General features: G+C 48.4%; 18 protein-coding genes. 7 read left to right on the top strand and 11 right to left on the bottom strand.

Annotated features, from left to right (window positions below; translation table 11 throughout):
* Positions 1–61: 61 nt before the first annotated feature.
* Entirely contained in the window at positions 62–1753 is a 1692-nt protein-coding gene (gene recJ, locus HQ393_RS04235) for a single-stranded-DNA-specific exonuclease RecJ (protein WP_179357605.1), read from the bottom strand.
* A complete protein-coding gene (locus tag HQ393_RS04230; protein WP_179357604.1) occupies positions 1740–2771 on the bottom strand; it encodes a hypothetical protein in 1032 nt (343 codons plus the stop codon). Before HQ393_RS04230 ends, recJ begins: the two co-directional genes overlap by 14 nt.
* 386 nt (positions 2772–3157) lie before the next feature.
* On the opposite strand from HQ393_RS04230, the gene HQ393_RS04225 reads away from it, so the two are divergent.
* On the top strand, positions 3158–4924 hold the full coding sequence (locus HQ393_RS04225; protein WP_179357603.1) for a DEAD/DEAH box helicase: 1767 nt from the start codon (positions 3158–3160) through the stop codon (positions 4922–4924).
* 117 nt (positions 4925–5041) lie between these two features.
* Here HQ393_RS04225 and HQ393_RS04220 read toward each other — a convergent pair whose 3' ends face one another.
* Positions 5042–5365 carry a YkgJ family cysteine cluster protein gene (locus HQ393_RS04220; protein ID WP_179358393.1) on the bottom strand — a complete coding sequence of 108 codons (324 nt, stop codon included), beginning with the start codon at positions 5363–5365 and terminating at the stop codon, positions 5042–5044.
* A gap of 85 nt (positions 5366–5450) precedes the next feature.
* Here HQ393_RS04220 and HQ393_RS04215 point away from each other — a divergent pair, with 85 nt between their 5' ends.
* The gene (locus tag HQ393_RS04215; RefSeq protein ID WP_179357602.1) at positions 5451–5945 is read left to right on the top strand and encodes a GNAT family N-acetyltransferase; all 495 of its coding nucleotides are present in this window, start codon (positions 5451–5453) and stop codon (positions 5943–5945) included.
* 25 nt (positions 5946–5970) lie between these two features.
* Here HQ393_RS04215 and HQ393_RS04210 read toward each other — a convergent pair whose 3' ends face one another.
* Together HQ393_RS04210 and hemN are read right to left on the bottom strand one after the other, a co-directional pair.
* Entirely contained in the window at positions 5971–6639 is a 669-nt protein-coding gene (locus HQ393_RS04210) for a sulfite exporter TauE/SafE family protein (protein ID WP_179357601.1), read from the bottom strand.
* A 16-nt stretch (positions 6640–6655) separates the two neighbouring features.
* The gene (gene hemN / locus HQ393_RS04205) at positions 6656–8080 is read right to left on the bottom strand and encodes an oxygen-independent coproporphyrinogen III oxidase (protein WP_179357600.1); all 1425 of its coding nucleotides are present in this window, start codon (positions 8078–8080) and stop codon (positions 6656–6658) included.
* Between the two features lie 156 nt (positions 8081–8236).
* Between hemN and fnr the strand changes: the two genes are divergently transcribed.
* Together fnr and HQ393_RS04195 are read left to right on the top strand one after the other, a co-directional pair.
* Positions 8237–8983 carry a fumarate/nitrate reduction transcriptional regulator Fnr gene (fnr, locus tag HQ393_RS04200; protein WP_179357599.1) on the top strand — a complete coding sequence of 249 codons (747 nt, stop codon included), beginning with the start codon at positions 8237–8239 and terminating at the stop codon, positions 8981–8983.
* 24 nt (positions 8984–9007) lie between these two features.
* Positions 9008–9694 (top strand): hypothetical protein, encoded by a 687-nt coding sequence (locus HQ393_RS04195; protein WP_179357598.1) that lies wholly within the window; start codon positions 9008–9010, stop codon positions 9692–9694.
* Between the two features lie 73 nt (positions 9695–9767).
* On the opposite strand, the gene HQ393_RS04190 is transcribed toward HQ393_RS04195, so the two are convergent.
* Entirely contained in the window at positions 9768–10253 is a 486-nt protein-coding gene (locus tag HQ393_RS04190) for a PTS sugar transporter subunit IIA (protein ID WP_179357597.1), read from the bottom strand.
* Positions 10254–10276: 23 nt separating this feature from the next.
* A complete protein-coding gene (nagE, locus tag HQ393_RS04185) occupies positions 10277–11770 on the bottom strand; it encodes an N-acetylglucosamine-specific PTS transporter subunit IIBC (RefSeq protein WP_179357596.1) in 1494 nt (497 codons plus the stop codon).
* 466 nt (positions 11771–12236) lie between these two features.
* On the opposite strand from nagE, the gene dapA reads away from it, so the two are divergent.
* Positions 12237–13118, top strand: a complete 882-nt coding sequence (dapA, locus tag HQ393_RS04180) for a 4-hydroxy-tetrahydrodipicolinate synthase (protein ID WP_179357595.1) — start codon at positions 12237–12239, stop codon at positions 13116–13118.
* Between the two features lie 108 nt (positions 13119–13226).
* The gene (bamC, locus tag HQ393_RS04175; protein ID WP_179357594.1) at positions 13227–14291 is read left to right on the top strand and encodes an NlpB/DapX family lipoprotein; all 1065 of its coding nucleotides are present in this window, start codon (positions 13227–13229) and stop codon (positions 14289–14291) included.
* A 150-nt stretch (positions 14292–14441) separates the two neighbouring features.
* Here bamC and typA read toward each other — a convergent pair whose 3' ends face one another.
* From typA to HQ393_RS04155, 4 genes are all read right to left on the bottom strand, one after another.
* Positions 14442–16259, bottom strand: coding sequence for a translational GTPase TypA (gene typA / locus HQ393_RS04170; RefSeq protein ID WP_179357593.1), 1818 nt, complete (start codon positions 16257–16259; stop codon positions 14442–14444).
* A 214-nt stretch (positions 16260–16473) separates the two neighbouring features.
* A complete protein-coding gene (locus tag HQ393_RS04165; protein WP_179357592.1) occupies positions 16474–17094 on the bottom strand; it encodes a CoA pyrophosphatase in 621 nt (206 codons plus the stop codon).
* On the bottom strand, positions 17075–17713 hold the full coding sequence (locus HQ393_RS04160; protein WP_246307946.1) for a trimeric intracellular cation channel family protein: 639 nt from the start codon (positions 17711–17713) through the stop codon (positions 17075–17077). The genes HQ393_RS04165 and HQ393_RS04160 overlap by 20 nt, the downstream gene beginning before the upstream one ends.
* A gap of 32 nt (positions 17714–17745) precedes the next feature.
* The gene (locus HQ393_RS04155; protein WP_179357591.1) at positions 17746–22005 is read right to left on the bottom strand and encodes a PAS domain-containing hybrid sensor histidine kinase/response regulator; all 4260 of its coding nucleotides are present in this window, start codon (positions 22003–22005) and stop codon (positions 17746–17748) included.
* 153 nt (positions 22006–22158) lie between these two features.
* Here HQ393_RS04155 and metG point away from each other — a divergent pair, with 153 nt between their 5' ends.
* Positions 22159–24201 (top strand): methionine--tRNA ligase, encoded by a 2043-nt coding sequence (metG, locus tag HQ393_RS04150; protein ID WP_179357590.1) that lies wholly within the window; start codon positions 22159–22161, stop codon positions 24199–24201.
* The last annotated feature ends 40 nt before the right edge of the window (positions 24202–24241 follow it).

Genomic DNA, 24241 nt, shown 5'->3' with positions numbered 1-24241 from the left:
CTCATTCCATCCCATGTGGGTTTATTCGAGCGAGGTCAAAACTGCTTTTGCCTGCCTCTATTTAGATCGCTTCACAATACTCTAACTGTAACTGCAAAATCCGCTCACCGCGAAATTCATTCACGCTGATTTTGTAAACCGCATTGATATCCCGAGGTATTGGCTCAGCATGGTTAAATTTCATTGCCTCCAGCAAGATACCCTCGCTAGAACTCAGCTTTAACTTGCTATGCTTTTCGCCCACGATACGTTGCTCAACGACGCGAAACTGCCCTTGAAACATCGGAGCGGGAAAACCTTGTCCCCAAACCTGCTTATCGAGCATTTCAGCTGTCGCGATTTGCATGGCATAACTCGGTAATTCACCATCCGTTTCGATAGTACGAGTTAAGTGAGCCTCATCGAGTAATTCGCGGCAAACCGACTCAAAAGCAGTTTCAAACTCTGCAAAATCGGCGCGCAGCAAAGTTAACCCCGCTGCCATTGCGTGGCCGCCAAATTTTTTGATCAGGTGTGGATGGCGCTTAGAAACTAGATCCAGCGCATCACGCAAATGCAAACCTGGAATCGATCGACCAGAACCTTTAATTTCATCACCAGAACCATCCGCAAAGACAATAGTCGGGCGATGAAATTGATCTTTGACCCGCGACGCAACAATGCCGACCACCCCCTGATGCCAATCGGCTTGATACAGGCTCAGGCTGTAACGATCTGCCACATCGACATTGATCAGCGCACGTTCTGCTTCTTCGCGCATGCCCTGCTCGATTTCACGGCGGGAGCGATTGAGTTGATCCAGCTCTTTGGCTTGCGGCAAGGCGACTTCCTCGCTACTTGCCAATAATGTATTGATCCCAAAGCTCATATCATCGAGCCGACCCGCCGCATTCAGCCGCGGCCCCAGCGTAAAGCCCAGATCAAAACAGCTCGCGCGGCCATAAAAGCGCCCTGCGGCCGTAAACAAGGCCATGATACCCGGGCAAGCTCGCCCAGCACGCATGCGTTTAAGACCTTGCTCAACCAAGATACGATTATTCGCATCGAGCTTTACCACATCCGCAACCGTACCGAGCGCGACAATATCGAGCCACTGCGCCAAATTGGGTTCGGGCTGATTGGCGAAAGCACCGCGATCACGCAGCACAGCGCGCAGCGCCATCAGCACATAAAACATTACGCCGACACCGGCGAGGCTTTTGCTCGGGAAGGTGCAGCCGCCCTGATTCGGGTTGACGATCAAAGCATCTGGCAAGGTATCGGCAGGCAAATGATGATCGGTAATTAATACTTCTATCCCATAGGATTTGGCAGTCTCAACCCCCGCATGGCTAGCGATACCGTTATCGACGGTAATAATAATATCGGGCGATTTTTCCCGCGCCAGCTCGACGATTTCGGGCGTTAAACCGTAACCATATTCAAAACGGTTTGGGACGATAAAATCGACTTTCGCACCTAGCGCAGCAAGACCTTTCATGCCTAAGGTGGTTGCAGTTGCGCCGTCAGCATCATAGTCACCCACGATCAACAGGCGTTTACCCTGCTCGATCGCATCGGCCAAACGCAGCCCCATTTCGGGTGCGTTTTTTAGCAGCTGAAATGGTAGTAAATGCTTGAGTTCGTGCTCTAGCTCTTGCGGGTTAGCGATGCCGCGCGCGGCATAGAGTCGAGCCTGCAATTCGCTAAAGCCTGCCGCGAGTAGGTTTTGCTCCAAGGCAGCAGGAACTGCGCGCGCCTTAATCTGCGACATGTGCCACCCCTTCGTGAGTTGGCAAAATTGCACGCCGCCAGAACCGCCATAAATCCGATTTGCGCACCGTAATTTGCTCGGCGACGTCAGTGAAGGTCAGCGTTAAGGATGTTAATGAACCTTCACGCAATGCATTCAGCGCCGGCGTAAACCAAGCCGATTCCCAGCTTTGCCACACTTGTTGCCATTCATAGCCAGCCCCATAAATCGCGTGCAACTGCAAATCGTCCAACACAACAACGGCATTATTCGTGACTAAATCACTATATTGTCGCGGCATAGCATGCGCTGCCGACAAAGCCTGCACTACGGCATGTTGCCCATGTACAGCGCGCCCTAATTTATCGTGACTTGTCACGCCACACTGCAAACCTGAAAACTCACCACCACCCCACAGCCACAAACTATTTATTAATAATTGGCCCGCTGCATCGCGCGCATCATTGACTGCGTGTGAATACAACAACATCTGCATCTCATTGAGCAGGGCATTAAACTTCAGCGCGCCCTCACCTTTGGGTAGTACATCATTCAAATTCCGCCCCAAGGCTTTTTCAAACGGCGTGAACTCAAGCTGCGGGTTACTGGGCAAGCGCACAAACCAGCGCTGTGGCGTCGGGGCAATAAAATGAAATCCATCGGGTTGATAAAGTTGATTTAAGGCGGCAACTAACGCATCTGCCTCATTTTGGCTTAGCTGCAGATACGGCTCACCCAGCACAGTCAGATGATCGCGATCGACGCGCAAAGTTATTGGATCAGCACACAGCCAAAAACCCGGCTCAAGCTCGGCCGAATATTGCTGGAGCATGAGTGGAGCGATTGCAAAATCATTCAACCCAAACAAGGACGCCAAATAATCTTCAACGCTAGTTTGACTTAGCTGCGACTTTCTACCTTTGCCATAAAGTTGCGCCAAGCTAGGCAAACTCACATCGCGCCAGATGGCCTCGCGACTATTTGCATCGGGCCAAAGGCTGGCTGGGATGATTAATTCGAGGTGTTTTTCAGTCTTCATAGTGGCAATTCTACACGCCTGGCGACTGATTCAGGAATGCAGTCCCTCACAAGCACCTCGCATTGTAAGTATTGTTCAAAATAAGAAACAATCTCAACCAAAAGCTAAGCGATTGATTTTCAACTCAAAAGGAAATTCACCCTGGCCGCCTAGCAGTAACCCGAAGTAATTTCAAACTTAGTAACTATAGTTGTTGCATTATCAACAACATCTAGGCATAATTCGCCCCCTTCGGTTGTGTGTGTTTCATTTCACACAAGCCACTCTATCGATCCCATCGCCTCTGACCTTATTCCCGCACTAGCACTTGTGATTAGCGGTTGTTCCTGGTTGGCGTCGATGACGTGCTGGTGAGTTTACCCAGCCATACAACAAGGACTGCCAACATGCCGCATACTGCTGCTACCGCTACAGACACGCCTAACGAATTCGTAACATTGGGCTTGGCGCCACAAATTACAGAGGTTTTGGAAGCTCAAGGCTTTACCAAACCAACCCCTATTCAAGCTGCAGCTATCCCAGAAATCCTCGCTGGCCACGACATCATGGCTTCAGCACAAACGGGTACTGGTAAAACTGCAGCCTTCTTACTGCCTGCCCTGCATCGCCTGACCAAAGAATCAACTCATCACGCTCGCGGCCCACGTATTTTAGTTTTGACGCCAACACGTGAATTGGCTGAGCAGGTTTCTAAAGTTGCCACTGAACTGTGTCGCAAAATCCCACGCTGCAAAGTAGTTACTGTTGTTGGTGGCGTACCATACCCAGTACAAAACAAAATGCTGGCTCAGCCGTACGAAGTTTTGGTGGCAACGCCAGGTCGCTTGACTGACTTGCTGCGCAGTGGACGCATCGACTTCCGTCGCATGGAATTGTTGGTGTTGGACGAAGCCGACCGTATGCTCGACATGGGCTTTATTGATGAAGTTGAAGCGATTGTTGATCAATTGCCAAAAGAGCGTCAAACCGCCCTATTCTCTGCGACATTAACTGAATCAGTTCAACGCTTCGCTGGCCCAATGCTGCGTTCACCCAAACTGGTTGAAATGGCACCACAAGCCACGATGCAAGCGCAAATTGCGCAATCAGTTCATTACGCAGATGGCTACGAGCACAAACAAAAACTCGTTGCTGCCCTGCTCAAGAAAAATGACGGCCAACAATCGATCATCTTTACCGCAACCAAAATCTCTGCTGACGAAGTAGCTGAATGGTTGAAAATGGAAGGCTTTAAAGCAGCAGCAATGCACGGTGACTTGGCGCAGCGTGATCGTCGCCGCACCTTGGATCGTCTGCGTCGCAGCGACATCGACATGATCGTCGCAACAGACGTTGCTGCGCGTGGCATTGACGTTGCTGGCATCAGCTTGGTGATTAACTTTGACTTGCCACGCTTCTCAGAAGACTACATCCACCGCATTGGCCGTACCGGCCGTGCCGGTCGCTCAGGCGAAGCCGTGTCTTTGGTAACAAAGAGCGACTTCACTTTGCTGACTAAAATTCGTCGTCAATACAATATTGACTTCACAACCCAAGAAATCGAAGGTCTGGAAGCTCGCTTCCAACCAGGTCGCGGCGGCCAAGGCGGCGATCGTGGTCGCCCAGGTAACGGCGGCGGCCGTGGTCGTGGCGGTTACGCAGGTAATGGCGGCAATGGCGGCGGTCGTGGTGGTTACGCGGGCAACCGTGACGGTGGTGGCTACAAAGGCAACCGCGAAGGCGGCAGCTACGGTGATCGCGCGCCACGCGGCGATCGTCCAGAAGGTCATCGCAGTGAAGCATCACGCGGCAGCTTTGGCGAACGCTCACACAGCAGCGAAGGCCGCGGCAGCTACGGCGATCGCGCACCACGTGACAGCGGCTATCAAGGCGCCCCACGCGAACGCAGCTTTGGTTCAGGCCAAGCGCGTGACAACAATGGCGGCAGCTACAACCGTGATTCAGCACCACGTGGTAATTTCGGCGGCAACCGTGACGGCGGCGCTCCACGCAGCGACCGTGGCGGCTACGCAGGCAACCGCGAAGGCGGCTCACGCGACGGCAATCGCGGCAGCTACGGCGGCAACCGTGAAGGCGGTGCTCCACGCGGCAACGGTGGCGGCTACGGCGGTAAACCAAGCGGCGGCAACCGCGGTGGCGGTCGCTTTAGCTAAGAGTTAATTACCACAATGAATAAAGGCAGCCTCGGCTGCCTTTATTCATTGTGGTTCAACATCGACCGCATCATCAGTGATCACCAGCAGAAAAGCCGATCGAAATCAAAACATGGATCACTCACTAACAGTCTCTAACGCTGGCAAGCCATGCCTAGCTCGAGCACGATTACAAGCTTCGCTAAACACGCCAATTTCCGCCAAAGCACCAAACTCCCTACAAGGAGATGGGCGTTCACGATAAATACCGCAAGACACATCAACCCCAATCGTGCCAATCAGTGCCAAACAACGCGGCTGGGCATAATCCGTCCCGCGCAATCGGGCGGTGTAAGCTGTTTCGTAATCTGCTAAACCGTCAGGTACAAGTCCACCTTCGCTACTTAACTCCGATCGATCAAAAGACACCCGATAAGCTGCGCAGCAAGCACCACAGCTCATACATGTATTTTTCACACTCACCCTGTTTACCGCCAATCCATTAAAATATCAGCCGCATTCAATCCAAATCCAAAGGCTCGGTCAAGTGTCCTTCCCTATTCGTCAGATACAAACAAAGGATTTACCCAGCATTTTAGACATACAGGCGGCATGCTACCCCATTGAATTGCATGAAGAATATGATACTTTTTTGGCCAAATTACAGGCTTCACCAGAGACCAACTGGTTGATCGAAGCTAACGGCAAGATTCTAGGCTATTTATTTTGTCACCCTTGGCGCGGTGACGCCGCACCTGAGCTCAATCGAGTCATAACATCGTGTCCCGAGATACCCGATCGCTTTTACCTGCACGACCTGGCCATTCATCCGCAAGCTCGCGGGCAAAATCTAAGCATTTCATTAGCGCACCAGGCCCTGCAGTGGGCTCAGCAAATGGAATATCAAAATGCGATGTTGGTTGCTGTTGAAGGTGCAGAGCAGTTTTGGCAGAAATTGGGGTTTGAAGTCAGTCAGCAGCAAAGTGCATCACTCAGTCAGTATGGCAACGCAAAACTGATGCTCAAAAAATTAGGGGTATGACCGTGTAATTCAATCAAATATTGGACTACAGCAGGATACCCATCAACAAAAACAATTGATAACTCGCCATCGCAATAACTACCAAACCACATAGTCTGCGTACCCAGCTTTTTTGTACGAGAGACTGAACGCGTTTGGCCAACAACCCCATAAGCATTAGATTGGGCAAAGTTCCCAAGCCAAAGGCCAGCATCACACCCGCACCACTCACTGGACTGGCGCTAGCCAAAGCAGAAAGACTAGCGGTATAGACCAGTCCACAGGGTATCCACCCCCAGAGTAAGCCAATTAATGGTGTTTGCCAGACACTGTGCACAGGCAGTAATTTTCGCATCACGGGTTGAACTGCGCGCCATATTGGCTGGCCGATCTTTTCGATGCGCGTCAAAGCTCGGCTCCAACCCGCAATATACAAACCCAGCATGATCAATAGGATGTTTGCAATGACAAACAGATATATTTTGATCGTTTGCAGTGAACCTAGAGTGGCAAAACTGCCCACGCCACCTAGGAATGCACCAATGAGCACATAACCCAGTAGCCGCCCAGCATTAAACCCTAATAAATAGGGCCAACGCGCGCCAGATGGCAGTTGTAAACTAAAGGCTGAAACGATCCCGCCGCACATGCCAATACAATGACCACCACCGAGCAGCCCAGCCAAAAACAAGGCGAGCAGATTAATTTCCAGCATAGGCCAACACACAAAATCAAATCAGGCGAGAATACCTTGCTTGCGTAGTTTTTGTCCGCAAATATTGATCGAATATCATTGCGATCGATCGAATCAGCAAGCGCCCTTTTGCGGTGACAAACAAGCCATCGGCCTCAATCGTGATTAAGCCGTCATCCATTAAAGGCTGTAGCAAAGTGATCTCTTCGGAAAAATAATCCAGAAAATCGATCATATAGCTCACTTCAATCGCCTGATAATACAATTCGAATTGGCACATTAAAGCCTGAATGACTGCGCGGCGAATCAAATCATCGCTATTCATTTGCAGGCCACGGACAACTGGAAACTCGTTGGCATCCAGTTTTTCGTAATACTCTTCAAGTGTTTTCACATTTTGCTGATAATGAGCGCCAATTTTGCCAATTGAAGAGACGCCAAAAGCAAGCAAATCACAGTCCGCATGCGTCGAATAGCCCTGGAAATTACGTTGCAGACGCCCCCGCCGTTGCGCAACAGCCAAATCATCATTCGGCAAGGCAAAGTGGTCCATGCCAATTAATACATACCCCGCCTCAATCAATTGCGTGATTGAGTTTTGCAAGATATCGAGCTTAACATCGGCACTCGGCAGCTCTGCCTCATTAATACGACGCTGCGGCATAAACCGCTCTGGCAAATGCGCATAATTGTATAAAGCAATACGATCAGGACGGAGCGTTAACACACGCTCAATGGTTTTCGCGAGCGATTCTGCCGTTTGCTTGGGTAAACCATAGATGAGATCCACACTCACAGACTTAAACCCATGCATGCGTGCGGCTTCAATCACCGAGCGTGTTTCTTGCTCAGATTGAATCCGATTGACAGCCTCTTGCACCGCTGGATTAAAATCTTGAATCCCGACACTCATGCGATTAAAGCCCAGCTCTGCCAAGGTTTTAATCATGGGCTCGCCCACTTTACGGGGGTCGATCTCGATAGAGAACTCGCCCGTGGGCAAGAGGTCAAAATGAGTACGCACGACATTCATTAAACGAGTAAGCTGCGCCTCCGACATAAACGTCGGCGTCCCGCCGCCTAAGTGCAGCTGCCCCACTTTCGGCCGATTGGGCAACTCAGCAGCGTGCATTTCAATTTCTTTTGTAAGATAATTGATATACAAATCAGCTTTGCCAGTGTCTTTTGTAATAATTTTGTTGCAGCCGCAGTAGTAACATACGGTATTACAGAAAGGAATGTGAAAATAAAGCGACAAAGGATTGAGCAAAGCACCAGGCGAGCGTTGCTGCAAAATACCTCGATATTGCTCAGACGAGATTGGGTGAGTAAAGCGGTCTGCAGTCGGATACGAAGTATAGCGAGGCCCTTTTCCGTCATAGCGGACAATCAATTCACGATCAAAATCAACCACCGCCGATCCAGGCAATTGAGCGCTGCTCAAACTATTCAAAATCGTCATTTTTACTCGTTCTCCATACTAGCAGCGGCAGCTTAAAAGCTAGTACAATGATCCAACTTGATTTATATCAAGTCAAATGCAATGACACTGGGGTATCTACCTCTTCAGAGAGTTACAATACTCCTCCTGCACGTTTATTATTCTTGTGAGATTTTCATGATTTCCCCCATTCAAGTACGCGATCTTTCACCTCGCCACCTGCGTAATTCATGCACCAATTGCAGCTTGCGTGAGTTGTGCCTGCCAATGGGATTATCACAAGATGAAATGCAAGAGCTGGACACCATCATCACTCAAGCCCGCCCGATCAAACGTGGTGAAGCGCTGTATCGTGCTGGCGAGCCATTCCGTTCTTTATATGCAATTCGCCTAGGCTTCTTCAAGGCCAGCGTGATTTCAGAAGATGGCCGCGAGCAAGTAACTGGTTTCCATATGTCAGGTGAACTAATGGGCATGGATGCCATCAGCACTGACGTCCACACTTGCGATGCAATTGCACTCGAAGACAGCGAAGTGTGCGAGTTGCCATTTAATGATATTGAAGATTTATCACGCGAAATCCCACTATTGCAACGCCATTTCCACAGAGTGATGAGTCGCGAGATTGTGCGTGACCATGGCGTAATGCTATTACTTGGCAATATGAAGGCTGAAGAGCGTTTGGCTGCGTTTTTATTGAATCTATCGCAACGGTTTGCAATTCGCGGCTATTCTTCAAGCAGCTTCCACTTACGAATGACTCGTGAGGAGATCGGCAGCTACCTCGGCCTCAAATTAGAAACGGTGAGCCGCACCTTATCTAAGTTTCAAGATCAAGGCTTTATCAAAGTACAGAATCGTTTAATTGAATTAGAAAATATTGATAGCCTGAAAAAGCTACTCAATACTTGCCACGATGAATAATTAAGCCCAACAGGGGGTATATTGATGCAAACCCATCTGATTGCCCCCTCTGAGCTCATACCCTCAATTAGCGCTAGACTCAATTTCAGCCCTCCAAGCGGCCAGTACAGTATTCATCCACTAGAGAGCCAAACAGATACACCCAGCCCAGGCTCGAATCTACTGCTCATCCAAGCTCCAAACGCAGCTTACGCCTGCGAATTAAAGCAGCGCTCACACAATTTAGTTGATGCATTTATTATCCCAGCGCCACTGGCACCCTACTATGGGTTTATTACCCTAGTCAGCGGCGATATTGCATCACTCAATTTACACGCTCCCATCTTAAATTCACTTTCACCCATCAGTAATGGCTGGCTACATTGCGGGAATATCGGTGCAGCAAGCTTTATGCATCAGCTATGGCAAGCACTGCTGACACCGCAAGGCACGAATGTTTTTTTAGCGTGGGATGGTGTAGCCCCCACGTCGACGGGCAATACAAATTTCACCTTAACTCAGCCTGATATTTTGGACCAGTTAGCCAAATTTTTGGCGCAGCAGCAATTACAAACCCAGACACTCGCGAGCCTAGCTCGCAGGTACTTGCTTGAGCATCCGCCTAGCCAATTCATCGCCCACCATCCGCAAACTACTCAGTTATTTCCATTTTTACCGCAAAATGAAGCATCACCCGTACATCAACTCGCCAGTCTGCTAGCCCAATACTGAGTTTGAATACTACTTTCACCTATTAAGCAAAAAAAACGCCACCCGAAGGTGGCGTTTTTGCTAACAGAATCAATTATTTTTGTTTGATCGTGTAGAGCGCGGTTTGCCCTGCAATCACGGAGCCAGATGCTAGCTCGGTCAGTGGTGCAAATTGATCCGCATTCGTAAGAACAATTGGGCTAATCATTGATTTGGCATTTGCACCCAAGTATTCAAGATCTAACTCAAGTACGGGTTGTCCTGCCTTCACGAAACTACCTTGTTCAGCCAGACGGGTAAATCCTTGCCCGCCGAGTTTCACAGTTTCGATACCAATGTGCACAATCAGTTCAACACCTGCATCGTTGATCAGAGCAAAAGCGTGATTGGTATTAAAAATCTTAACCAATTGCCCATCACACGGTGCCACTACCAAATTACCCGTTGGTAAAATGGCCACACCATCACCCACAGCTTTAGTTGCGAATGCCGCATCTGGCACATTCTCTAAAGCCACTACTTCACCCGTTAATGGTGAGAGCAGTACGATCTCGCCGGGGTTAGAGGACTTTGGCGCCACGTTAGACTGTGGCGCTGCCTCAATTACTTTTTTGAAGCTTGACCAGCCAGAACAGCACGCAACGAATCAGCAATCAGCTCAGCTTTAGGGCCAACGATGATTTGAACGCTTTGTTTGTTCAGTTTAATTACACCGCTCGCACCCAAGCTTTTGGCAGCCGCTTCGTTTACCAAATCAGCATCAACGACTGACAAACGCAAACGTGTAATGCACGCATCAACATTAGTTACGTTAGCCGCACCACCAACCACAGTTGCATAGGCCATCGCCAATTCAGCAGTGCTACCTGTTGCAGCAGCAGTTACTTCTGGAGTAGCAATCGATTCGATTACGTCATCTTCACGACCTGGTGTTTTCAGGTTCAATGCAGTAATGAATGCACGGAAACCGAAGTAGTACACAGCGAAGAATACAAAGCCTTGCAAGATCAGCATGAACCAATCTTTCGCAAGTGGATTGCGAGAAGACAAGACCATATCCACCAGGCCAGCACTAAAGCCGAAACCTGAAATCCATTGCATAGTTGCAGCAATGTACACAGAAACACCAGTCAGGAACGCATGGAATACATACAACAATGGCGCAACAAACATGAATGAGAATTCAAGTGGTTCTGTTACACCAGTGAAGAATGAAGTCAAAGCAGCAGCAAACATAATTGAAGCTACACGCGCTTTGTTAGCAGGTTTTGCAGTGTGGTAAATTGCCAAAGCAGCACCTGGCAAACCGAACATCATGATTGGGAAGAAACCAGCTTGATACATACCAGTTTTACCCAATACAGCAGTACCTTCAGCCAATGATTTAGCGCCACCCAAGAAGTTAGGGATGTCGTTAATGCCGGCAACGTTGAACCAGAACACTGAATTCAGTGCGTGGTGCAAACCAACTGGAATCAGCAGACGGTTGAAGAAGGCATAGATACCAGCACCTGCAGCGCCCATATCTTTGATGCTTTCACCGAAGTGTACCAAGCCGTTGAAAATCACAGGCCAAATAGCCATCAGCACAAATGCCACAATGATCATCACAAACGAGGTGATGATAGGCACCAGACGACGGCCACTGAAGAACGCCAAGGCTTTGTGCAACTCAACACCACTGAAGCGGTTGTAGAGTTCAGCAGCGATCACGCCCACCAAAATACCAACGAATTGGTTTTCGATTTTACCAAAGGCAGCAGGAACCGCTTTGATGTCGATGGATTGAATTTGAGCCACAGCACCTGGTGACAACAATGTAGTCAATACCAGATAACCAACCAAACCTGCCAACGCCGCAGCGCCGTCCTTGTCTTTAGACATACCATAAGCCACACCCACAGCAAACAAAATTGCCATGTGATCGATAATGGCTGCACCAGACTTAATCAAAAACGCTGCGGTTGCACTATCAGCACCCCAGCCATTTGGATCAATCCAGTAACCAATACCCATCATAATTGCGGCAGCTGGTAGCGTAGCCACCGGCACCATCAGCGCACGGCCGATTTTTTGTAGATAACCCAGAATATTCATCTTATTCACCTTTAGAAGTACAACGACCCTAAGATTTATTTGATCAGCTAAAGCTGACACTATTTACGACTCCATCCCAAGAAATTCCCATTGCTATCTGAGAAAATCCAAAAGGTAGTACGATTATTAACTGTCATTGCAACATTAAGCAACGTTTGCGTTACGACATGTGCGCGACAGAAAACAATTGAACTTAAGGAAAGATCGAACGCCCCTACAACAAACTTTTCCTTAATGGAGTGAGAATGTCACAAAGTGGATCGCCATAATCTTGAGATGGCTCAAGTTTTACAAGCCACTCGTCAGCTTCTTAATAATTTGAAACATAACTTTACATTTAGGGCTACCTAGGCCTGATTTTCAGCCTTAAAGGTACTAAAAACGTGAAAAGTGTTAGTCAACGCTGTTTCAAGGCTCTAACGCTTCGGTTAGAATGATCTTTTTTATGTGATTGGTTTTCCTACTTATGCTCAAAGGTAGCCTGGTTGCGCTCGTCACCCCAATGGATGTGAATGGCGAGATAGATTTCACAACACTCCGAAAACTCGTTGATTGGCATATCGAGCAAGGCACTAACGGCATTGTTGCCGTAGGAACAACGGGTGAATCCCCAACCGTCGATGTTGAAGAGCACATTGCCATTGTACGCACGGTTGTCGAGCAGGCTGCAGGCCGTGTTCCAGTCATTGCAGGCACAGGCGCCAATTCGACACGCGAAGCGATCCACCTGTCAAATCAGGCACTGGCTGTTGGCGCAAACTACGGCTTAAGCGTCGTACCGTACTACAACAAACCAACTCAAAGTGGGCTATACCAGCACTTTAAGGCCATCGCCGAAAACACAGCCCTACCCACCTTGCTTTACAACGTACCAGGTCGCACAGCTTGTGACTTAAGTAATGACACCGCCCTGCAATTAGCTCAATTGCCAAATATTGTCGGCATCAAAGACGCCACAGGCAATCTAGAAAGAGCTGCCGATTTAATCAAACGGGCACCTAAAGATTTTGCACTCTACAGTGGCGATGATGCATCGACTTTGCCATTTATTCTGATTGGTGGGCACGGTACAATTTCTGTCACCGCCAACGTTGCCCCTCAGGCCATGAGCAAGATGTGCGCTGCAGCTGCCAATGGCAACATAGACGAAGCCAAAGCCATCAATGACACCTTACAAGGCCTCCACCGCCACCTATTCATTGAAGCCAATCCCATCCCTGTAAAGTGGGCTCTTGAAACCATGGGGAAAATTCCAGCAGGCATACGCCTCCCCTTGACGCGATTGAGCCAAACAGCTCAACCCGTCTTGCTTGAAGCGATGCAGACCGCTGGTCTGATCTCACAATAATTTGTGCTTACTTGGGTTAGAACAATGCAACCGATTCACCTCAAAAAAATCACATTAGCTACCGCCGTACTTTGCCTGCTCAGCGCATGCTCATCGACAGAAACGTTCATGAATAGCAAAGTCGATTATCGCAGTGCCAGCGACAATCTAAACAAAAATCCACTTGAGATTCCACCGGACTTAACTACGGTCCAAGCCAACCCTCAGTACGCGTATAGTTCACCCAATACTGCGCTTGCAACTCAAAACGCAAACACCCAGCGTAATGATGAAGGCCAGAAAGTTCTGCCTGAATACAAAAATGCCCGTATTGTTAGTCACGATGGCATTCGTTACATTGAAGTCAATGGCTCGACGAGCAAAACCTGGGATGACATTAAGGATTTCTGGTTGGCCAATGGCTTTCTACTCACTATCGACAATCCAACAATTGGCGTAATGGAGACTGATTGGCTAGAAAATCGTGCCAATTTGCCTGTGGACTTGGCCACTCGCCTCTTTAGGAAGCTAGTCGATCAATTTGTTTCGACCAATAGCCTAGACAAATATCGTACGCGTATTGAACGCAGCGCAACACCGGGCGTAGTCAATATCTACGTTACACACCGCGGCATGACGGAAGTCTACAAAGAAGGTGGCGCGCAACAATCTGAAACCTGGAATGGCACAGCTTGGACCCCAAGCCCACCCAATCCAGAGCTTGAAGCTGAAATTATGGGCATGATGTTGCAAAACCTCGGCATGACCAAGGAAGAGGCCAAAGCAGCCTCAAGCAAACCCGAGATTAAAGTGCAGTCACGTGCAGCCCTAAGCGCATCGGGTCAAGAAATTGAAATCGTAGACAACTACGATCGCGCATGGCGTCGTGTTGGCCTCGCCTTCGATCGTATCGGCTACAACGTGCAAGATAAAAATCGCAGCACTGGAGTTTACACCGTGCAACGGGCGGCCACCGACATCGACAAAGAAAGTGAAAGCAACTATTTCAGTTCTTTAACTTTCTGGAAAAAGTCGAAGTCAGACAACCCAAGCGCCCCAACCTCACAAGTATTCGAAGTAACCTTGAGCGAAAAACTCAATCAAACTGTACTGAGCATTTCCAGCAAGGAAGGTGCGATTGATCCTGCAGTACAAAAGAAAATGCTGAACGATTTGCTCTTGCAACTCAAATAAGCACATCAAAAAAAAAAAAAAAAAAACAAAGGGTATTGCTCTACACATCAAGTAGTGCAACACCCTTTTTTGCATACCCACACCACGTATTCGACCCCACAAAAAAACGCCAATCCATGGATTGGCGTTTTTCATTTTCTTCAAACTAGCTTAGTTAGAAGAAGCCTTGTAGTTGCGTTTACGTTCGTTTTCAGTCAGGAAACGTTTACGGATGCGCACTGATTTTGGTGTAATTTCAACCAACTCATCATCCGCAATAAACTCAACCGCCGATTCGAGCGTCAATTTTACTGGAGGCGTCAAACGAACTGCTTCATCCGTACCAGAGGCACGAACGTTAGTCAGCTGCTTACCTTTGATAGGATTCACAACCAAGTCGTTATCACGGCTATGAATACCGATTACCATACCTTCGTACAGTTTATCGCCAGGGCTAACAAACATGCGACCGCGATCATCCAGTTTCCACAATGCGTAAGCAACGGCTTCACCATTGTCTTGGGAAATCAACACGCCATTGTGACGGCCTGGCATATCTGCTTTAGCAGGTGCGTAATCATCGAATACGTGGCTCATTAAGCCAGTACCGCGAGTCAGCGTCATAAAATCGCCTTGGAAACCGATCAAGCCACGTGCTGGCACATGGTATTCCAGACGCGTACGGCCTTGACCATCTGATACCATATTGGTCAATTCGCCACGGCGACGACCGATTTCTTCCATCACGCCACCTTGGTGCTCATCTTCCAAGTCGATGGTCAGATTTTCATATGGCTCACATTTCACACCGTTGATGTCTTTGTAAACAACACGTGGTTTTGCCACGGCCATCTCAAAGCCTTCACGACGCATATTTTCCAACAGAATCGTCAAGTGCAATTCACCACGACCGGAAACGCGGAAGACATCTGTGTCATCAGTATCTTCAACACGCAAAGCCACGTTAACGAGCAATTCTTTATTCAGACGATCACGGATTTGACGGCTAGTTACAAACTTGCCTTCAGTACCGGCCAATGGCGATGTATTCACCATGAAGTCCATCGTTAGCGTTGGCTCATCAACACCCAGCACTGGCAAACCAACCGGCGCGTCTTTATCACAGATTGTTACGCCGATACCGATCTCATCCAGACCGGAAATAATGATAATGTCGCCCGCTTCAGCTTGCTCAACCGGAATACGTTCCAGACCTTTAAAGCCCAAGACCTGATTAATACGGCCTGAAGATACTTGTTCGTCGTGATTCATCACCACAACTTGCTGACCTGGCTTGATGCGACCATTAATCACTTTACCTACGCCCAGACGGCCAGTAAATGTTGAGTAATCAAGCGCAGAGATTTGCAATTGCAATGGTGCATCCGCATCGCCGGGTGGGCTAGGAACAGCCGACACCAACAGGTCGAGCAATGGACGCATATTGTCTGATTCTTCTTCCAAAGTCAGTTTGGCAAAGCCATTCAGACCTGAAGCGTAAATCATTTGGAAGTCGAGCTGGTCGTCAGTTGCACCCAGTTTATCAAACAGATCAAATACTTGATCGTGAACCCAGTCAGGACGAGCACCAGGACGGTCGATTTTATTAATTACAACAATCGGTTTCAGACCCAAAGCCAAGGCTTTTTTCGTCACGAAACGTGTTTGTGGCATCGGGCCTTCAACGGCGTCAACCAGCAGCAAGACGCCGTCAACCATACCCAATACACGTTCAACTTCACCACCGAAGTCCGCGTGACCTGGGGTATCAACGATATTAATGTGAGTACCGTTGTACTCAATGGCGGTATTTTTGGCCAGAATGGTAATGCCACGCTCTTTTTCAAGATCGTTGCTGTCCATTACGCGCTCAGCGACTTGCTGGTTGGCACGGAAAGTACCGGCTTGTTGTAAAAGTTGGTCAACGAGGGTAGTTTTACCGTGGTCAACGTGGGCAATAATGGCGACGTTACGAAGTGCGCGAGTCATGGTCTCAAATTTTTTGGGATTTGCGAAAGGTCGGGATTGTATCACGCCTTAGTGACAATACAGCGTACTCGTCAAGCGAGGGGATGAATAAATCGCAGAAACATTAACAAGCAAATGACCAACGGCAAGAGCAGCATGGGACTCAGACTTGAAGATTGCCAGCAAAAATAATTAGAGTTTGCTACTAAAATCGCGTCACAAGAGCCAACAGTACTCAGCTCTCAGTCGTCTTATCTTCAGGTATACCTTCCAAACCCAATAAATGTGATAGTTGTAACAACATACCCGCAGTTGCACCCCACACAGTACGATCGGCATAATCTAGAAAATGCGTCGTTCCTCGAACGCCATTACGCTCAACCCACCGTTTCTGATAACGATTCGGATCAAGTAGAACGGAAAGAGGTAATTCAAATACTTCGGCCACCTCATTTGGATCGGGTTTAATCGGGTAACCAGGAGAAAGGCTAGCCAACACAGGGGTCACACAAAAGCCGCTGATGGTGTGATATTCACCCAAAGTGGCAATCGGGCGTATCCAATGCGCAGGAATCCCTACTTCTTCTTCCGTTTCACGCAATGCCGCAGCCACCAGATCAGCATCACTCTCTTCAAGCGCCCCGCCCGGAAAACTAACTTGCCCAGCATGCACACTCAAATGCAAGGCGCGTTGAGTCAATAGAACAGTGACCTCATCGGGGTGCAGCACCAGCCCGATTAGTACTGCTGCTGGCCGGTGAGCATTTGTTTGAACATCAGCGGCAACTATCTGCTCCACACCAGATAGCCGTTGATGCAACCACGCGAGTAGTGCCTCAGGTTGGGTCGGCAGCATGATCAGGCTTCACCTTCGGTAAACTTAAATCTCGCCAATGCGCCACTAGACGCAAACCCAAGCCCAGCAAAAACAAAAGCCAAACCCAAGGCGCGGCTTTCAAGCCCATTTCTTGCCCAAAGTAAAACAATACCGCCACTAAAATTGATACTGTGCCGTAAAAATCTTCGTGCAAAATAAAAGGCACATCGTTGACCATCATGTCTCGCACCAAGCCCCCACCCACAGCAGTTACAAAAGCCAGTACACAAACACCAAATAGATTTAAATCCATTGCCATCGCAACTTGAGCACCTGCAATGCTAAACGCCACCAAACCGACCGAGTCAGCAACAATAAAAAGCTTGCGTAACATGCCCTGGTTTTTCTGGTGCAACTTGATGACCCACGCCAGCGCCAAGGTTACGAAAATAGTTAAGAATGGGCCATTATCAATGAATACCCGTGGCACTTGATTCACCAGCACATCGCGAATCATCCCACCACCGATGGCGGTCAATAAGGCCAAAATGACTACGCCGAGAACATCATAATGTTTCTTGGCCCCGATTAAATAACCGGAAATCGTAAACGAAGCCGTGCCAATCAAATATAACCAAGTAAATTCAGGAAGTATCAAACCAAAACCTTTTCAGCATTATGCATGGGCAATCAAGGCGCCAAAGCTTTTACTACTGCGCCAGATAAGACTTTAAGCGCTGCAAATGTCTGCGGCATTGATTCAAATTCATTTTTCTTGGCACTAAGCTCAATTTCTTTGCTCATTTGCGAAATCTTAGCCGCCCCCAACTGCCCAGCGGCACCTTTCAGCTTATGAGCAAAACTCACTGTTTGTAAGGCATCTTGCGCAGGAATACTTAACTCAAGACCCGCCAGACACTCATCCAAAGTAGGATAAAACAGCGCCAATAATTCTTCGCGCATATCCATACCAACGGCTTGCTTCAGCTCATTAAACATTTTCTCAATATCAGCCAGCTCTTGCTCTACCACCAAAGGTAAATTTGCATCCATTACGGAAGACTCCTGTTGTTGATCTTTTTGAATAGCCCATTTCATTAATACACGCTGTAATTCTTCTGCGCGAACTGGCTTGGAAACAAAATCATTCATTCCCGATTGCATGCATAATTCAATATCAGACTGAAACACATTGGCTGTTAAAGCAACAATTGGCAAGTTCAGGAAATCGCCGCCCAACTCTCGAATAGCCTTAGTCGCGCCAAAGCCATCCATTTCAGGCATCTGACAATCCATCAGCACCATATCATAGCGATGATTTTGTACTGCCTCTAGCGCGACTTGCCCATTTGCCGCCACATCAATGCGGCACCCCAATTTCTCTAACATCAGCACAGCCACTTTTTGATTAATTGGATTATCTTCAGCCAAAAGCAAATAGGGCTTTTTCGCCGCGATTTGTTCCGCCAATACGTGCACCGTTACCAAGGGTTTTACATCTGCTGGCCAATGCCTCATCTTGAGGGCTTCTTCAATGGCATAGCACAGCTGAGTTTGGCGTATCGGCTTGGTTAAAAAGGCCGAATATCCCGCAGCTTTGGCTTCTATGGCCATGCCTTGCACAGCCATAGAAGTGAGCAAAATCAATGGCAATTGCGTAAAATCATCCATTGCATGCACCGCACGTGCAAAAGCCAAACCATCCATTTCTGGCAATTGCATATCAACCAAAGCCAGCACCAGCTCAGGCCGCCCCTGACTTAAATAATCGAGCGCCTGTAGTGGCGAGCTAAAACAAATGGCCTGCATACCAAAAGTACTAAGTTGCAAGGTCACCAACTCACGGTTAGCCGCAAAATCATCCACCACCAACACTTTTAAGCCTTGCAAACTAATCGGGCTCATCACTGGAGCTGGAAGATTTTCAACGACACCTAAATTGATTTCGAACCAGAACAGCGCCCCTTGCCCCACCTCGCTCTCAACGCCGATCTCACCACCCATAGCCTCGACCAAGCGTTTGCAAATAGACAGGCCTAATCCAGTCCCGCCAAAGCGACGCGTTGTGGAAGAATCCGCCTGTGTAAACGGCTTAAATAATTTGAGTTGATTTTCTGCACTCAAACCAATGCCGGAGTCTTTGACCGTCACTCTTAAACGGCACGTCTGATCGGCATTGATCTTAGCGCTAACGCGCGCCACCACTTCACCTTGGCTAGTAAATTTAATCGCATTATTGAGCAAATTGAGCATCACTTGCCGCAAGCGCCCTGGATCACCAATGAGCTTGCTGGGCACCAGCGGATCAATCAAGCACGCCAGGTCAATCATTTGCGTATTTGCTTTTTCTGAAACAATATCTACGGCCCCCTCTAGGGTGTGCCTTAAATCAAACTCGATATGCTCCAGCTCTAAGTGGCCAGCTTCGATTTTTGAAAAATCGAGTAGATCATTAATCAAGCTCAGCAAAGCATCGCCCGATTGCTGAATCGAAACGACAAAGTCCTGCTGCATTTTAGTTAGTTCGGTATCAGCCAGCAGACTCGAAAATCCAATCACAGCATTCATTGGAGTGCGGATTTCATGGCTCATATTGGCGAGAAAATCGCTTTTGGCCTGATTGGCCGACTCAGCCAATTCTTTAGCTTGAGCCATTGCCTGATTTAAGCGTTTTTGCTCGGTAATATTGTAAGCAACACCGAGATAACCCGTAATTTGTCCGGCATCATCCAAAATAGCGGTAACCGATAGGCGTACTTGTATATGACAACCGTCTTTACACACATACGTCCATTCATTGGTATCACTGCGACCCCGTTTGGCAAAATAGATAAAGACCTCAAAACCCGATACTTCATCGCCTGTTTGCGCCTTGATGATCTGCGCGCGTGCAACCACCTCATCAAGCAAATGAAATATCGCCGGGCTTTGCCGATTTATAATTTCATGCGCCGAGTATCCGAGCATTTTCTCGGCGCCGGGGCTAAATACCTGTATCACCCCTTCCGTATTGGTAGCGATAATGCTGACTTCGGTCGCGGCATTGACCACGCCACTGAGCTGACTCTGCAAACGAGCCAATTGAGCTTCACGACTCAGTAAAATTAATTCGTTTTGCTTACGCGCATCGATATCAAAATGAACCCCGGCAATCCGAAGCGCATGACCATGCTCATCCCATTCATAAATACGGCCAACGGCCAAAATCCATCGCCAGTGGCCACTCGCAGTTTTCATTCGAATTTCTGCGCTATATACGGTACTCTGCTTCGCTGAATGCGCGCTCAAGGCGGCTAGAGCCAAAGGCAAATCGTCTGGATGCACCAGACTCTTCCAAGTAGATAAGTCGGGTATAAGCTCAGAGGTTTTAAATCCAAGCATCTCACCCCACATACCCCCAAACATCGCAGAGTCATCCTGCAAATTTAGATCCCAAGTCCCCAAACCTGAGCATTCGATAATCATGCTCAACTGCCTTTGCTTTTCGAGTAGCGCTTTTTCGGCAGCATCACGCAGACTAATATCAGTAACCTGCGCGACTAAAAATTTCTCACCATCAAATTCAAATTGGTTTAAGTTGATTTCAACGGGGAACTCACCCCCATCTTGACGACGCCCCCTTAGCGCTCGACCACGCCCCATTAATCCAGAATTACCCGAATAATGGTATGCATCAACGTAGGCTTGATGCATCTGAGCGACCGATTCGGGCATCAACACTCGTACGTTGTGCCCAATCAAGTCTCCAGGTGGATAGCCAAATATACGAAGCAACGCTCGATTGGCGCTCAAGATTTCACCATGTTGATCGGCCAGAATAATGCAATCAGGCGTGCTATCGAGCACCGCATTCATTTGTAACTCGCGCTGCCGCGCCGTATGCGACATCTGCTCAGCCAAGCGCAAAGCTTGATTTCTCATCCGCACCAGACCGAGCAAAAACAAGACCATGAGAGCAGTAAAACCAATACCACTAATTAACAATACCTCGGGTAGCCACGCTTGAAGATCATTCGCCCTTTCTTCGTGCCCGCTCATCACCAAGGTCCAAGTCTGCCCCCCCAAATTTACTTTGGCCTGACGATGAAATTCGCGATCAAAAATAGAGAGTTTGCTTGCATGCGGATTAAAATCAAATAACAGTGTATCTTGCTTAATTTGCGTCCCAGAATACATCTTAAAATCAATATTCTTCGGCAAATATTGCACCAAACCTGCCATCATCTTGGAGACCAAAATAGGTGCATAAACCCAGCCGATTAAATGATCTTCCCTTTGATCTGGGCGAAGTGGTGCAGCCCCTTCCATGGGTGGCAAATAATATGGAAGGAATATTAAAAACCCGGGCTCTTTTTTGCCTACTTGAACTAACTGCAAGCCTTCCGACAAAGCGATACTGTCAGTTTGCATCGATTTTATTGCTGCGGCACGACGTTTTGCTTCAGTCGCGACATTCAAGCCCAGAGCCGACCGATTGCTCGCCAGCGGCTCGATATACTCAATAATGAAAAATTCTTCACTCTGGGAATTCTGAGTTGGCGAAAGAGTTTTGATAGCAAAATCGGGGCGGTAATGTTGTTGTTGCTGCACATATGCAGGCAAATCGGCAGCTGCAACCTTCCGAATAAAACCAAAACCCAAGGCGCCAGGAAATTCGACCTTTAGATCACGGCTTTCCATGTAGCGACGAAAATGATGGGGGAGCATTTCGCCATTGGTGAGAATGGGTACAGAACGCGCACCGCGCAATCCCAGCGTCAAACTATGAATCCGCAATTGCAGCGTAGTGATTAGCACATCTGTTTGCTGGGTAAATCGAACTTGCTCCTGATCATCTATCCGCGCTTGAGCCACGCGCCAGGCAATAAAGCTTGCCGTCACGCCCAGCACAATAATCAACACGATCACGGCGCGTATATTGACGAGAAATTGATTGATTAATTTATTCATGCGCGCAATAGCTACCGTTTTTATTTAAGCTAGGTGGCTTGGCCAATTTTGGGCTTTTTTTACTATAGCCCAATCAGCAAGCTTTGCGCCTGAACAGCCCAGGCCCAGTCTGAGTTATAATCGAGCCATTGTTTGCTTTCATTTGGCGTACTCATGACCACTACTAGTCCACGCAAGATCCTTGTTACTTCTGCCCTACCCTATGCCAACGGCGCGATTCATATTGGCCATCTGGTTGAATATATCCAAACCGATATTTGGGTACGTTTTCAAAAATCACGCGGCCACACTTGCCACTATGTGTGTGCAGACGATACTCACGGCACGCCGATCATGTTGCGGGCAGAAAAAGAAGGCATTACACCAGAAGCACTGATCGCTCGCGTGCATGGCGAGCATTCGCGTGACTTCGCAGGTTTTCATGTTGGCTTTGACAATTACTACAGCACCAATAGCGCTGAAAATCGCGAATTCGCCTGTGATATTTATAAAAAGCTCAAAGCCAACGGCAAAATCGCTAGTCGCACGATTAACCAGCTCTACGACCCAGTCAAAAGCATGTTCCTGCCCGATCGTTTCGTAAAAGGCGAATGCCCGAAATGCGGCGCGAAAGATCAATATGGCGATAACTGTGAATCTTGTGGCGCGACATACAGCCCGACCGAATTGAAGAACCCGTACTCTGCTGTATCAGGCGCAACACCCGAAATGCGCGAGTCAGAGCATTACTTCTTTAAACTCGGCGAATGTGAAGATTTCCTGAAAGGCTGGACCAATACGCCAGGTAAATTGCAAGCTGAAGCGGCCAATAAAATGCAGGAATGGTTTGAGTCTGGCTTGTCGGACTGGGATATTTCGCGCGACGCACCGTATTTCGGCTTTGAAATCCCTGATGCGCCGGGTAAATATTTCTACGTTTGGCTTGATGCGCCGGTTGGCTATATGGCCAGCCATAAAAACCTGTGCGACCGCCTTGGTATCGATTTTGATGAGTACTGGAAAAAGGATTCAACGACCGAGTTGTATCACTTCATCGGCAAGGACATCTTGTATTTCCACGCTCTATTCTGGCCAGCAATGCTCGAATACGCAGGCTATCGAACCCCAACAGCGATCAACACGCACGGTTTCTTGACAGTTGATGGCGCGAAAATGAGTAAATCGCGCGGCACTTTTATTACTGCCGAATCGTACCTCAATCACCTCAATCCTGAGTGGTTGCGCTACTACTTTGCCGCCAAGTTATCCAATACCTTTGAAGACATCGATCTGAATCTCGAAGACTTCACGGCGCGCGTGAACAGCGATCTAATCGGCAAATACATCAATATCGCCAGCCGTGCAGCAGGCTTTATTACTAAGCGATTTGAAGGGAAATTGGCGGCTGATTTATCGGGCGTTGAATTACTCAACAAATTGCAAGCCGCAAGCGAGGGCATCGCAGCGCATTATGATGCCCGCGAGTACAGCCGGGCAATTCGTGAAATCATGGCGCTGACTGATGAAGTAAATCAATTTGTCGATCAAAACAAACCGTGGGAAATGGCCAAGCAGGAAGGCCAGGAAGCCAACTTGCAACGCGTTTGCTCGATCCTGATTAATGCGTTCCGCCTACTAACGATATACCTCAAGCCAGTATTGCCCAAGCTATCCAATGATGTAGAGGCTTTCCTGAATATACCCCCACTACAATGGGCGGATGCGCAAAATCTATTGCTCGATCACAGCATTAATGCCTACAACCATTTGATGGTGCGTATCGATCCGAAAAACATCGAAGCCATGGTCGAAGAAAACAAGCAATCACTCGCGCCCATCGAAGCACCGGCCGCAGCCAAGGCAGCGCCAAGCTTTGAAATTGCACCGATTGCTGAGACCTGCAGCATTGATGACTTTATGAAAGTCGATCTGCGTATTGCGTTGATTGCCAATGCGCAACACGTCGAAGGTGCAGAGAAGCTGCTGCAACTGACCCTCGACTTAGGCAATGAAACTCGCAATGTATTTGCAGGGATTAAATCGGCGTACAAGCCCGAAGATTTGATCGGCAAACACACGGTAATGGTTGCTAATTTGGCGCCACGCAAGATGAAGTTTGGCATGTCCGAAGGCATGGTATTGGCGGCCGGCGGCGATGGTGGCTTGTATATCCTTGAGCCACACGCAGGTGCAAAACCGGGCATGCGGGTGAAATAAGCGCTTCAACTTAAAAACAACGGCACGTATAGCGTGCCGT

The sequence above is a fragment of the Chitinibacter bivalviorum genome (assembly GCF_013403565.1).
Lineage (GTDB): Bacteria > Pseudomonadota > Gammaproteobacteria > Burkholderiales > Chitinibacteraceae > Chitinibacter > Chitinibacter bivalviorum.
This window is presented reverse-complemented; position numbering and strand designations above follow the sequence as displayed.